13 protein-coding genes are annotated in these 12,669 nt (G+C 61.4%); 8 read left to right on the plus strand and 5 right to left on the minus strand.

The window, feature by feature from the left end; all coding sequences use genetic code 11:
* The first annotated feature begins 21 nt into the window (after positions 1-21).
* Both ACB030_RS02200 and ACB030_RS02205 read left to right on the plus strand, forming a co-directional pair.
* Positions 22-354 carry a cyclic-phosphate processing receiver domain-containing protein gene (locus ACB030_RS02200; protein ID WP_371157669.1) on the plus strand — a complete coding sequence of 111 codons (333 nt, stop codon included), beginning with the start codon at positions 22-24 and terminating at the stop codon, positions 352-354.
* A gap of 336 nt (positions 355-690) precedes the next feature.
* Positions 691-870 carry an AlpA family transcriptional regulator gene (locus ACB030_RS02205; RefSeq protein ID WP_080768032.1) on the plus strand — a complete coding sequence of 60 codons (180 nt, stop codon included), beginning with the start codon at positions 691-693 and terminating at the stop codon, positions 868-870.
* A 38-nt stretch (positions 871-908) separates the two neighbouring features.
* Here the strand turns inward: ACB030_RS02205 and ACB030_RS02210 are convergent, their stop codons facing one another.
* Entirely contained in the window at positions 909-2,102 is a 1,194-nt protein-coding gene (locus ACB030_RS02210; protein WP_371157671.1) for a tyrosine-type recombinase/integrase, read from the minus strand.
* Between the two features lie 188 nt (positions 2,103-2,290).
* Between ACB030_RS02210 and sbcB the strand changes: the two genes are divergently transcribed.
* Complete coding sequence (gene sbcB / locus ACB030_RS02215) at positions 2,291-3,706, plus strand: exodeoxyribonuclease I (protein WP_371157673.1); 1,416 nt, start codon at positions 2,291-2,293, stop codon at positions 3,704-3,706.
* Between the two features lie 146 nt (positions 3,707-3,852).
* The gene (locus tag ACB030_RS02220; RefSeq protein ID WP_371157675.1) at positions 3,853-4,359 is read left to right on the plus strand and encodes a hypothetical protein; all 507 of its coding nucleotides are present in this window, start codon (positions 3,853-3,855) and stop codon (positions 4,357-4,359) included.
* A gap of 58 nt (positions 4,360-4,417) precedes the next feature.
* On the opposite strand, the gene ACB030_RS02225 is transcribed toward ACB030_RS02220, so the two are convergent.
* Complete coding sequence (locus ACB030_RS02225) at positions 4,418-6,133, minus strand: glycoside hydrolase family 36 protein (protein WP_371157677.1); 1,716 nt, start codon at positions 6,131-6,133, stop codon at positions 4,418-4,420.
* Between the two features lie 130 nt (positions 6,134-6,263).
* Here ACB030_RS02225 and ACB030_RS02230 point away from each other — a divergent pair, with 130 nt between their 5' ends.
* The 3 genes from ACB030_RS02230 (at position 6,264) to cdd (ending at position 8,421) form a co-directional block, all read left to right on the plus strand.
* A complete protein-coding gene (locus tag ACB030_RS02230) occupies positions 6,264-6,623 on the plus strand; it encodes a CidA/LrgA family protein (protein ID WP_371157679.1) in 360 nt (119 codons plus the stop codon).
* Positions 6,620-7,306 (plus strand): LrgB family protein, encoded by a 687-nt coding sequence (locus ACB030_RS02235; RefSeq protein ID WP_371157681.1) that lies wholly within the window; start codon positions 6,620-6,622, stop codon positions 7,304-7,306. Before ACB030_RS02230 ends, ACB030_RS02235 begins: the two co-directional genes overlap by 4 nt.
* A gap of 233 nt (positions 7,307-7,539) precedes the next feature.
* Positions 7,540-8,421, plus strand: a complete 882-nt coding sequence (gene cdd / locus ACB030_RS02240; RefSeq protein ID WP_371157683.1) for a cytidine deaminase — start codon at positions 7,540-7,542, stop codon at positions 8,419-8,421.
* 129 nt (positions 8,422-8,550) lie between these two features.
* Here the strand turns inward: cdd and ACB030_RS02245 are convergent, their stop codons facing one another.
* The 3 genes from ACB030_RS02245 to ACB030_RS02255 form a co-directional block, all read right to left on the minus strand.
* Positions 8,551-10,215 carry an AMP-binding protein gene (locus ACB030_RS02245; protein ID WP_371157685.1) on the minus strand — a complete coding sequence of 555 codons (1,665 nt, stop codon included), beginning with the start codon at positions 10,213-10,215 and terminating at the stop codon, positions 8,551-8,553.
* A gap of 100 nt (positions 10,216-10,315) precedes the next feature.
* On the minus strand, positions 10,316-10,594 hold the full coding sequence (locus tag ACB030_RS02250) for a YfcL family protein (RefSeq protein WP_205641565.1): 279 nt from the start codon (positions 10,592-10,594) through the stop codon (positions 10,316-10,318).
* 108 nt (positions 10,595-10,702) lie between these two features.
* Complete coding sequence (locus ACB030_RS02255; RefSeq protein ID WP_371157687.1) at positions 10,703-11,818, minus strand: ATP-NAD kinase family protein; 1,116 nt, start codon at positions 11,816-11,818, stop codon at positions 10,703-10,705.
* 73 nt (positions 11,819-11,891) lie between these two features.
* Between ACB030_RS02255 and ACB030_RS02260 the strand changes: the two genes are divergently transcribed.
* Positions 11,892-12,659 carry a TerC family protein gene (locus ACB030_RS02260; protein WP_371157689.1) on the plus strand — a complete coding sequence of 256 codons (768 nt, stop codon included), beginning with the start codon at positions 11,892-11,894 and terminating at the stop codon, positions 12,657-12,659.
* Positions 12,660-12,669: the final 10 nt, after the last annotated feature.

A 12,669-nucleotide genomic window follows, 5' to 3' on the forward strand; every position in this document is an offset into this window, starting at 1 on the left:
TAGTGACCAAGAGGAAGCAAAATGAAATTGTATCTGGACGATGAGAGAGAAACACCGGCAGGGTGCGTTCGCGTATTCTGGCCAGACGAAACGATTGCATGGCTAAAAACAGGAGCAGTGACAGAAATTAGCCTCGACCATGACCTAGGTGATGATAATAGAGGGACAGGCTACGACGTTATTCCTTGGATAGAAAAAGAGGTAATAACCAATCCCTTCATACCACCCCTTATTCGTGCTCACTCCGCGAATGTCTCCGCACGAAGAAAAATGGAATTGGGTATTATGGCTATTAATGATTTTCTGGCTAAGCCATCACGGATCGCCCCAGATGATACAAATTGTGTTCGCTGACTCAGTGACATGAGGGAGGGCCAATTGAATAAAGCAGTAGGGGTGCATGTTAGGCTGCGGTGGATTCAACTCTGAAGCAAAACCCTACCCTAAAGGCAACCAAGGAGACAGAACGAGCACCTCCGCCATTGAAATTTACATATCATGACCATGAGCCATATTGATACACGACCATTTTCATTGCTTTTATAATATACGAAAACAGTTTTAAAGTTCATTTTTATAGTATGAGCATGGCGACTTGCTTTTATATATCACAAAAGCAAGCCGCCTAAGAATAGAGCAAATTGACACATTCACTAATGATGTTTAACCTCCTAAAAAACAGGAGGCAATATGAACAACAACGAACCTAAACTAATAAAAACCAAAGCGCTTTTAAAACAGCTTGGCATTTCCAGATCAACACTGTACAGGTGGATTAAAGAACACAAGTTTCCACCGCCACACAATAAAGGATTTTATTCTACCGCAGAGGTCAGCAGTTGGATATCAAGGGAAAATCGCTCATCTTAGATGATGAATTACACCGCTTTTTTATGACTCCATTATATTTACATTTCCTGAAAGGATTTCACAGCCTCCATTAATTTTTTATCCCATAACTCATATGCCTCACGTTGCTCATTGGTCCAATCATGCAGATTGTAAATAGCCATGACACCGGCCATCCTGTGACCAAGCATTTTCTCGGTTACCTGTGGCATGATGCGCTCCTCCGATAAACGCGTACTCAGCGTCCGACGCATATCGTGCATACGCCAATACGGAAGATCCAGTTTCTCTCTCACCCGCTCTGCAAGCTGGATAAGAGACGCACTACTTAATGACTGCTTTGGATTCACCGGCGAGCGACATACAGGGCCGCCCTTTAGCCGAGATTTCGCCGCCGCTTCTTGCAGCAACATCATCACCCGGGTAGGAATAGGCCGACGTATTGGTGATCCACTTTTGGCACGAGCAGCGGGAACCGTCCAAATTTGCTCCTCCAGATTAAACTCACTCCACTGCGCACCCAATGCCTCGCCGCTGCGACAGCCCAGCAGGATCACCAGTTTGGCCGCCAATTTTAATCCGCGACTGGCCCTACTCTGTTCGAATGCAATCCAAATCTGAGCGAGTTCACGCATGGTCAGCACACGAGTCCCCCTCTCTGGTTGAGAGCCCACATCCTCGGTACGTAAATTCAATACCGGTGAGCCGCCAATAAGATTACGCCGAATACAAAAACTAAGAATGGACTTCAGTCTGCGTAATAAATGACCGGCATTTTTGGGCTGTTTCTTGCCAATTTTATCAAACCACTCCAGCCAGCTGGAAAACGGGATCTGTTCAACCGGGATACCAATAAACAGAGGTTCGAAATAGCGCTGCATGGTATGCTCATAGAGCGTGACCGTACGGGGCCGCAGCTTGGGCAGATGGTGTTCTCGAAAATGCTCGCAGCACTGTTTAAGTGTGACATCATGCTTCTGGTGGAGCTTATCCCAGAAAACTCTGGGATGTTCATTACGCTCAAGTGCACCACGGATAGCAGGGATCAACGCCCTGGCATCAGCGAGTTTAAGGTCGGGATAGCGTCCAATTTTGAGTCTCGCCGCTTTTCCTTGCCAGCGATAGCGATACTGCCATGAGATGGTGCCTCGCTCAGTGACCCGAGCTGACAATCCATCACGATCTGACAATTCCGTCTTGCCAAAGTAGGGCTTACCATACAGGGCCCGTAGCTTCGCATCAGTAAGTGGCATATGACTCTCCTGTTATTGGTCATCTGATTTTTCACTGACACATTAACGCGCCCTGACGTGTACACAGATACGTACCAAACTGGTCTGAAACGGACTGAATCAAGATCGGACAAAGTGAGACAATCTGAGATGACACTCCGTATAACGACTTGTTTTTCAAGCATATAAACACAATTCAGAACCACGAAATGAGCCAGCAGACAAAGCCTACCTTCTATTTCCACGACTACGAGACCTTCGGCATCAGTCCCGCCAGGGACAGGCCGTCGCAGTTTGCGGGCATTCGCACCGACGCCGATTTCAACCTCATCGGCGAGCCGCTGGTGATCTATTGCAAGCCGCCCGCGGACTACCTGCCGGAGCCGGAAGCCTGCCTCATCACCGGCATCACGCCGCAGAAGGCGATGAAGGATGGGCTGTGCGAGGCGGACTTCATTCGCCAGATCCACGAGCAGTTCGCCACCCCGAACACCTGCGTGCTGGGCTACAACAGCATCCGCTTCGATGATGAAGTGACCCGCTACACCCTGTATCGCAACTTCTACGACCCCTATGCCTACGCCTGGCAGAACGGCAACTCCCGCTGGGACATCCTCGACATGCTGCGGGCCTGCTACGCCCTGCGCCCGGAGGGGATAGAGTGGGCCCTCGACGACGAGGGCAAGCCGAGCTTCCGACTGGAGAAACTGACGGTGGCCAACGGGGTGGCCCACGCCAACGCCCATGATGCGCTCTCGGACGTGCTGGCCACCATAGAGATGGCCAAGCTGGTGAAAAAGGCCCAGCCCAAGCTGTTTGACTACCTGTTTGCCCTGCGCAACAAGAACAAGGTGAAGGCCCTCATCGACGTGGTGACCATGAAGCCGCTGGTGCACGTCTCCGGCATGTTCTCCCCCTGGCAGGGGTGCGCAAGCTGGGTGTCGCCACTCGCCTGGCACCCCAGCAACCAGAACGCGGTGATCATGGTGGATCTGACCCGCGACCCCACCCCCCTCATCGAGCTCACCAGCGAGGAGATCCGCGAGCGCCTTTATACCAAAAAAGAGGAGCTGGGGGATCTGGCGGGTATTCCGGTGAAGCTGGTGCACATCAACAAGTGCCCGGTGCTGGCGCCGGCCGCCACCCTGACCCCGGAGCGGGCCGACCAGCTTGGCATCGACAGAGAGCAGTGCCGCAAGAGCCTGGATCTGCTGCGGGCCCATCCCGAAGTGCGGGAAAAACTGGTGGAGGTGTTCAATCAGGAGTTTGCCGGCAGCAACGACAGCGATCCCGATACCCAGCTCTACGCCGGTTTCTTCGGCCACGGCGACAAGTCCACCATGGATCTGGTGCGCGCCACCCCGGCGGAGCTGCTGGGTGAGCGGGAGTTTGCCTTCAGCGACCCGCGCCTGCCCCAGATGCTGTTCCGCTACCGCGCCCGCAACTGGCCCCACACCCTGAGCGAGGCGGAGCAGAAGCGCTGGCGCCTGCACTGCAGCGACTACTTCAGCCGCCGTCTGCCGGACTATGTGCCCCGTCTCGAGGCGCTGGCGGAGCAGAATCAGGGTAACGAACGGAACTTTGCGATTCTGAAGAGTCTCTATCACTACCTGGAAGATCTATGAGATGTGAGGCGTTTCACACATAAAACCCTGTCGGCTCCCCGCGCTCGCGACATAATGAGCAGGGGAGCCAAGCTCCTGATAGTTTGATAATTACATGCGCTGCCGGCATGGATGCCGCGCCTCGACTGTTGGGGATCTCACGTTTTATGCGTTCAGCACTGCCTGCTCTCACCCTTGTCGCCTGTGCCTTGCTGCCCCAGAGCACCCTGGCCGGGGTACGTTTCGAAGTGCCGGACTATCTGCTGCGTCTGCCGGAGCAGACCTATCGGCTCATCGAGCGCAACTTCAGCACCCTCTACCAGCAGACCGACTTCACCCCCCAGATCACCAACAGCTATTTCAACCACTCGGATCTCTACCGCTTCGCCGGCATTCCCCTGGCCATCACGCCCCAGAACGGCTTCCAGATGGAGATCTTCGGCCAGCTCTACAACAAGTCGTCCCAGATCTATGCCCAGATGAGCCAGGATCTCTCCCTCTACCGCACCCTGCGGGTGGACATGATGGGGGATCAGAGCGACGAGGTCGCCATCGGCATGGGGCTCGGCATACCCCTCAGCGCCCGCCTGACCCTCAAGGCGCTCGCCTCCAGCAACGAGATCCCGGGCTATGGCTCCGCCAACTACGCCATCGGGATGGAGTGGCACTTCTAGGGGCAGTACCCTCCACCAAAAAGGCTCCCTATGGAGCCTCTTTTGCTTCGTACAGCACTCAGGGGTAGCGGATCACCCGCCCCTGGCCCCCCGCCAGTTCCAGCGTATCTCCCAGGGGGGTGTCGTCCCAGAAATCCCTGCCCCCCGCCGGCAGCACCATCTCCGTGGCTTGCTCGCCCCAGTTGAACAGGCAGAGCAGCTCGCCGCCCCCGGGCAGGGCCACCCGAGCGCGGCCAAACCCCATGTCATCGAAGCGGGCCGCCGGGGTGCGCGCCGCGCACAGGGCCAGCAGCTTGCCAAGGTGCGTCCCCTGCCCCTCGTCCAGATCCTGCAATCGGTCCCCCGCCAGCACCATGCCACCGCTCGCCACCAGGGCGGCCAGGTGGAACTGATACTCGGACTCGCTGGCGTGCTGGCCCGGGATATCCCGCAGGCAGACGCAGTCGGGATCCAGCGCCCAGAGCCTGTCATTTTGCCAGGCGCGGCAGAAGGCTTCCCGCGCTATCTGGCGAAAACGCCGACCCTGGCGCTCCACGTCATCGCTCACCCGCATGCCGTGGACCAGGCCAAGGCTCGGCCAGATCGGGGCGTTGCAGCCGAGCAGGAAGGCGCCCTCCCCCGCCCCGCGCAGCACGGCGGCCATGCCGCGCCGGTAAGCCTCCACCCGGGTGGCGGCGGGGTCGTGGAAGCGGCCGCCGTGGATGGCGCCCCAGAAGTTGGCATCCAGCTTGAAGTAGTGGATGCCCCACTGCTCGCGCAGGGTGCGAAACACCTGCTCCAGGTGGGCCTGTACCTCGGGATGGGTGCCGTCCAGCACATACCAGGGGGTGCAGCGCCAGCCACCGTAGGTGACCCGCTCCGAGGGGAGCGGCAGACCATCCTCCCCTTTCACGAACCACTCCGGGTGCTGCTGGAATACCTGGGAGCCGGGCTCGGCGATAAAGGGGGCGACCCAGAGCGCGGGCTCGCAGCCGGCGGCGCGGATCTCCCTGGCCAGGGTTGCCACCCCCTGTTCGAACTTGGGTGAAGGGGTGAGCCAGTCCCCCATTTTCGCCTGATAGCCGTCATCTATCTGCACGTAGCGCAGGGCCGGGAAACGCTCGGCCCGCACCGCCAGGTTCTCGCGAATGTCGGCGGCGCTCACGTCCGCATAGTAGTGGTACCAGGAGCACCAGCCACTCGGGCGCGCGGGCACCTCGTTCACCAGCGACGGGTGTTCGGCCTCGATATAGTCCGCCAGCGACCCCAGCAGGACCTCCCTGTCCGGCCCCTCCAGGCAGATCAGCGCCTCGCTCTGCCAGTGCTGGCCGGGTGCCAGCGTGCGCCCTTCGGCGTTCATCACTATCTCGAGGCGACCGTCCGGATAGAGGCGAAACTCGCCGCCAAAGCGCTGGCAGCTCGCGAACGCCAGCAGCAGCCAGCCCCCCTCGCAGGCCACCAGCAGCAGGTTGTGCACTGTGTGATAGCCGTCATCGTCCGTGATGCGATAGACGCCGGCGTCGGGGCAGCGGCCCACCGGCTCGGGGGCCTGCCAGCTACCCATGGTCTGGGCCAGCATCTGAAACCCCTCTCCGTAGATGGCCGCGTCGGGAGAGAGGCCGAGATCCCCCTCAAACAGCCGCCAGTGGCGAACGGCCTCGGGGTTGGCCCCTGTATTGTCCAGCCTCACCCGGCACAGGGGGCCGTCCCACTGACGGGTTTGCAGCAGCTGGGGAGGCAGGGCGGGATCGGCGGGCAACTGGCGCAATCTGGCCAGGAGAGAGGGGGTCGACATGGGAGCTCCTTCTGGTGAATGGGGATGATGCCGGGGCCATTGTATCCCCTGTGGGTCAGTTGACCCTGTTCCATGCCCCCCGTGCCTGTTAAACTGCGACCTCGCTCACAGTTGCCAAGATGAGGCCCCCGTGTTGTTGCAACGCGCCTTGCGCTACCTCCTTGATTTTCTGGTCATCATCGCCTGCCTGCTGGCGGGCAAGGTCCTGGCCGCCCTGCTGCCCTTCGCCTTCCCCGGCAGCATCCTCGGCATGCTGCTGCTGTTCGTGCTGCTCTCGTTGCAGCTGATCCGCTTCTCCTGGGTCGAGCAGGGGGGCGGCCTGCTGCTGCGTCACATGGGGGTCCTGTTCGTGCCGGTCGCCGTCGGTCTGGTGGCCTGGCTCGAGCCCCTGCGCCAGTCGTTTGGCCTCATCATGCTCTGCGTGGTGCTGGGCATAGTGCTGATCCTGGGCGCGGTCGGCCATCTCTACCAGAGGATGAACAGACAATGATGTTCTGGTTGGCCATTCCCCTGACCCTGGCGCTCTATTTCATGACCCGGGCCCTCTACCGCCGCCTGCCCTGGCCCGTCATCAATCCGGTGCTGATCCCCACCGCCGCCATCATAGGCCTGCTGCTCTGGCTGGATCTGCCGCTGGATCAGTACCAGCGCGGCACCGCCCCCATCACGGCCCTGCTGGAGCCCGCCGTGGTGGCGCTGGCGCTGCCTCTCTACCAGCAGGCCCGCCAGATCCGGGACAAGCTCAAGCCCATCGTCCTCTGCACCCTCACCTCTGTGCTCATCTCGGTCTGCACCACCTTAGGGATTGGCCACCTGATGGGGGCGGATCCGGCACTGCTCGCCTCCATCGCCACCAAGTCCATCACCACGCCGCTCGCCATGAGCGTCAGCCAGTCCCTCGGCGGCATTCCCGCCATCGCCGCCGCAGTGGTGGTGGTGGTGGGGATACTGGGGGCCCTGATAGGCTACCCCCTGCTCAGGCTGATGCGGGTGACCGACCCCGAGGCCCAGGGGCTCGCCATGGGGGCCTGCGCCCACGCCATCGGCACCGCCGCCTCCGCCGAGCAGGGGGTCACCCAGGGGGCCTTCTCGTCGCTGGCCATGGTGGTGTGCGGCGTGCTGACCGCCGCCGTCGCCCCCCTGCTGTTTGCCCTCTATCACTGGCTGATCTGAGCCCGGCGCCCCTCCGCCATGGTCGCCCCTGCGGCCATGGTCTCCTTGCCCTTCAATCACAGCCATAGGGCACAGCCACTCCCCTCATGCTGCGAGCAAGCGCACAGATTGCGAAAGACAAACGTTTCCTTTACCATCCCCGCCCCTTTGCCCATCAAGGCGTGAGCGCGCTCACACATTTCGCCGCGCTTGCTCCCTACAATGGCCCCCCAATTGGCCTTTGAGGACACAGTATGCATCCCCGCTTTGCCAAGCCATTCGAGACCCTTTCTGCCCCGCTCCAGGCCGCCCTGCTGCCCATGCTGGGGGACGATTTCCAGGCCCGTTTCACCCCTGAGCAAGTGGCGACCCTGAAAGCCGCCACCGGGCTCGACGATCGGGCCCTGCGCCTGGCCCTGCTGCCGCTGGCGGCCGCCTGCTCGGTGGCTCCCATCTCCAGGTTCTTCGTCGGCGCCATCGCCTGCGGCCTGAGCGGCGCCTGGTATTTTGGCGCCAACATGGAGTTTGCGGGCCAGGGGCTGTTCCACTCGGTGCACGCCGAGCAGTCCGCCATCTCCAACGCCTGGCTCGGCGGCGAGACCGGCATCAGTGAGATCACCGTCAACTACACCCCATGCGGTCACTGCCGCCAGTTCATGAACGAGCTGAGCACCGCCAAGACCCTCAAAGTCTCCCTGCCGGATGACTTGAGCGAGCTGCAATCCTTCCTGCCCCACTCCTTCGGCCCCGCCGATCTGGAGATCACCGATGCCCTGATGAGCCCCCAGGCTCATGACGAGCTGGTGCTCGAGAGCGACGACCCCCTGTGGCAGGCCGCGCTGGCCGCCGCCCGCCAGAGCTATGCTCCCTACAGCCAGGGCTATGCCGCTGTGGCGCTGCAGTTCGAGGACGGGCGTATCTTCTGCGGCCGCTACGCCGAGAACGCCGCCTTCAACCCAAGCCTGCCCCCCATGCAGATGGCCTGCGCCCACGCGGTACTGAATGGCGAGGAGCTCACCACAGTGCGCCGCGCCGTGCTGCTGGAGAGCAAGGATGGCCAGATCAGCCAGCGGGATTCGGCCCAGTCGACCCTCAAGGCCCTGGGATCCGTCCAGCTGGAGTACCAGGCCGTCTAAACCGGTTCGTTGATCGTAAAAAGGGGAGCCAGTGGCTCCCCTTTGTCATTTGATTTTTTAATGATGTGGCGCTTTGCATTGATTTGCCAAATGCCCAGAGGGGCCTGGGAGGCCCACTCATCGGCCCTGTCAGGACTCCCAGATGATGGTCCTGGCACCGGACCAGCGCTCGCCGATGTCAGCGTACTTTTGCTCCAGCAGGTGGCGGCGGATCTTCATGGTGGGGGTCAGCACCCCGTTCTCGATATTCCAGGGAGTCTTGACCACCAGGATGCCGCGCAGGCGGGCATGGGATTCGAGCTGGCCGTTGACCCGGGTCAGGGCGGCCTCCAGCTGGGCGTCGACCGCAGCCTTGTCCCCCTTCATGGCACTCTCGGCCAGCTGCACCAGGGCGACCGGCTGCGGCATGCCGTAACCGATGACGCACAGCTGCTCTATGATGGGCTCCTGCCCCAGCATCCCCTCGATGGGCACGGGGGCCACGTACTTGCCCTTGGCGGTCTTGAACACGTCCTTCATGCGGCCCGTGATGGTGAGGTAACCCTCCCGGTCCAGCTTGCCCATGTCGCCGGTATGGAGCCAGCCCTCGGCGTCGATGGCCTCCGCGCTGTGCTCGGGATCCTTGTAGTAGCCCAGCATCATGCCGTCACAGCGGCAGAGGATCTCCCCCTCGTCGGAGATCTTGATGGTCACCCCGGGCCCGGCCTTGCCGACGGTCCCAATCTTGTCGGCCCGGAACGGGAAGTTGAGGGTGGAGTAGGCGTGGTTCTCGGTCATCCCCCAGGCCTCGGTGATCTCGAGGCCTATGCTGTGATACCACTCCAGCAGTGCCGGGGCCACCGGGGCCGAGCCGCAGCCCAGCACCCGCGCCTGATCCAGCCCCAGCCCCTTCTGCAGCTTGCTCTTGATAAGGCCCGAGACGAGCGGGATCTTGAGCAGCAGCGCGAGTTTTTTCTGGGGCAGCTTCTCGTGGATCTTGATGCGGAACATGGCCCACAGCCGCGGCACCGAGATGAAGACGGTGGGACGGCAGCGCTTGACGTCGTCGATGAAGGTATCGAGGGACTCGGGGAAGGCGATGGTGGCGCCACTGAACAGGCTGCCGCCGTAGATATAGACCCGCTCGGTGATGTGGGCGAGCGGCAGATAGGAGAAGCCGCGATCCGCGGCCGTCAGGGAGACTGCCTCCACCAGCTTCTCGCAGGACCAGGCGTAGCGCTCCACGCTCAGCATGGCGCCCTTGGGCTTGCCGGTGCTGCCGGAGGTGTAGACCAGGCTCAGCAGGGCGTCCGGCGCCTGCACCGGGCTGTCCGGGATGGGTTCATGGGCATCGAGCAGCGCGTCCCACTGGTGGGCGGCCGGCATGGTGTCATAGGGCAGTGCGATGCGCAGCAGATCCGCGGGGACCCCCGCCTCCTGGCTCTTCCAGTCGTCGAGCTTGCCGACGAAGATCGCCTTGGCCTCGCTGTGGCGCAGCACGTATTCGATGGTGTCGACGTTGGCGGTCGGATAGATGGGCACGCTCACGTACTGCCCCATCTGCATCGCCAGATCGGCGATGAACCACTCTGCGCAGTTCTTGGAGAGCAGCGCCACCTTGTCACCGGGCACCAGCCCCAGATGACGCAGCGCCGTCACCATGCGGCGCGCTTCGTCAGCCACTTCACCCCAGGTAAAGTCGACGTATTCGCGGTGGATGGTTTGACGCAGATAGACTCGGTCAGGACACTGCCGCTCCCAGTGATAGAGCATCTCGAGCGGCAGTTTGGTGGCAATACGTGAGGAGGAGGCCATAGTTTAATCCCTGAAACAAAAGGCTGAGCCTCATTATTAACCTTTTGATAACACTCAGGGAAGCAGATTACTTAAACTTCTGTTTGAATTGCGAATGGGATCAAGCTTCCGCCTGCTGCTGCAGCCGCTTCCACATGGCTTGTACCAGCTCTTCATCCTGCTCGGAGAGCTCCCCCTGCAAGATGGCCTCGTTCAGGCTGCGCAGCACATAGCTCTTTACGTCCCGCACCAGGGTCTTGCCCTCCAGCTCGGCGCGCGCCACCGCCAGCGAGATATGACCCCGCAGGTAGCCGCCCGCAAACAGTTCGTCCTCGCTGGCCGTGGCGACCATGGCGTCGATCAGTCCCAACAACTTGTGTTCAAAATCGTGAATCGTCATTTAACGCAGCCTCATTTCCGGGATTGCCGGCAAAAAATTCGGGGGAGTGGAACCGCGATCCGGTTGATCACAGCTCTCTGGCGCCAGGCCAGCCGCATCCTTGATGTCCTATTCCGGGTTGGCCACCGGGTAGATGACCTGATCCTTGTATCCCGTGGTGATGCGCAGATAACCACGTAACGACCGGTTCAGTGCCGGGTCATCGGTATCCACCAGCAGCGGACGGCCCTCGAGGGCCGCCAGCTTGGACTTGGTGGCGAGCACCTGAATATGGTCTCGCCCGACGGCCCGGATCACGTCTGGACTCAATTGCTGATTTCCGCGCCCGAACAGATGTCCCTGACCACCGATCAGGGTGATGATCAGGCGGCAGCGACGGCCGCGGATCCGGGTCAGGATCTCGGCGGCGGAGAGATCCTGCCCGATAAGTTGGCCATTTTCCACCAGATCCACACCGAGCAAGGTATTTTCAAGTCCCAGCTCTGCCATGCAGGCGGCCACCGTGCTCCCCGACCCCATCAGATAGAGGGTGTCAGGCTCCATCTGCTCCACCACGCCGGCAGCGAGATCGGCGAGCACCAGCTCCTCGGACTCCCGCCCGCCCTGCTTGACCGCCTGGACGTAACGCAGATCCCCGGGTACCAGCAGCTGGCCGTAGTGGCGGGCACGCACCTTGCCGGCGCGAAACGCCTCCTCGTCGATGTCCATCACCTCGGCATCCACCAGGCTCAGCAGCTCCCCTGCTATCATCCGCGCCGCCACCCGGCCGCTGGCGGCCGGCGTCACGCCGTAGACCCCGGAGTGGATCTTGCACCCCGCCGGGATGCCGAGCACATGGCAGGACTCCCCCACCGCCGCGCAGATGTCCCGGGCTGTGCCGTCGCCGCCGGCGAAGAGCAGCAGATCCACCCCCGCTTCCCGCAGGGCCAGGGCGGCGGCTCGGGTATCCTCGGCGCACGTCTGGGCCCCGGCAGGCTGGTAGACGATGCGATGAGGAAGATGCAGCTCGGCGGTCAGTGTCTCCCCCATCTCCCCCGCCACCGTCAGCAGCTCGAACGGCGTGGTCAGCTCGCACAGGGGCAGCAGGGCCTGGCGGGCCCGCTCCCGGGCTTTGGGCACCGCGCCCCGCGCCAGCGCCTCGGCCACCATGCCGTCACTGCCCTTGAGACCGACGGCCCCGCCGATGCCGGCGATGGGGTTGATGATGAGCCCTAATCGAAACATGTTTTCCTCCCGTTGGATGGCTGCCATTTTTATCTTTTCCCGCCACTGGGACAAGCCATAACCCACTGCTAGAATGCGCGACTTCACTCCTCAATCAAAGTTCAACCAAGGTTCAATCATGCTGGAATGGATTGCTGACCCCTCCGCCTGGGTCGCGCTCGCCACCCTGACCCTGCTCGAGATAGTGCTGGGCATCGACAACATCATTTTTATCTCCATCTTGGTGGGGCGCCTGCCGGAGGCGCAGCGCCAGAAGGCGCGCATTCTGGGGCTGGGGCTTGCCATGGGCACCCGCATCCTGCTGCTGCTTTCTCTCGCCTGGGTGATGCGCCTCACCGAGCCGCTGTTCAGCGTGCTGGATGAAGCCATCTCCGGCCGGGATCTCATCCTGCTGGTGGGGGGCCTGTTCCTCATCGCCAAGAGTACCCACGAGATCCACCAGAGCCTGGAGGGCGCCGCCGAGGAGCCCGGCATGGTGAGCAAGACCGCCGGATTCATGTCAACACTGGTGCAGATCGCCATCCTCGACATCATCTTCAGCCTGGATTCCGTCATCACTGCAGTCGGCATGGCGGATCACGTGCCCGTCATGGTGCTGGCCATCATGATCGCCGTCGGTGTCATGATGTTTGCCGCCAAGGCCATAGGTGACTTCGTCGACGAGCACCCCACCATCAAGATGCTGGCCCTCTCCTTCCTGATCCTGGTCGGGGTCGCCCTGGTCGGCGAGGGGCTGGACATGCACATTCCGAAGGGCTACATCTACTTCGCCATGGCCTTCTCGCTGGTGGTGGAGATGATCAACATCCGCCTCCGTGGTCACCAGGAGCGGGCCAAGTAAGCCCCTCTTT

The organism is Aeromonas sp. S16(2024), assembly GCF_041403065.1.
Classification (GTDB): domain Bacteria; phylum Pseudomonadota; class Gammaproteobacteria; order Enterobacterales; family Aeromonadaceae; genus Aeromonas.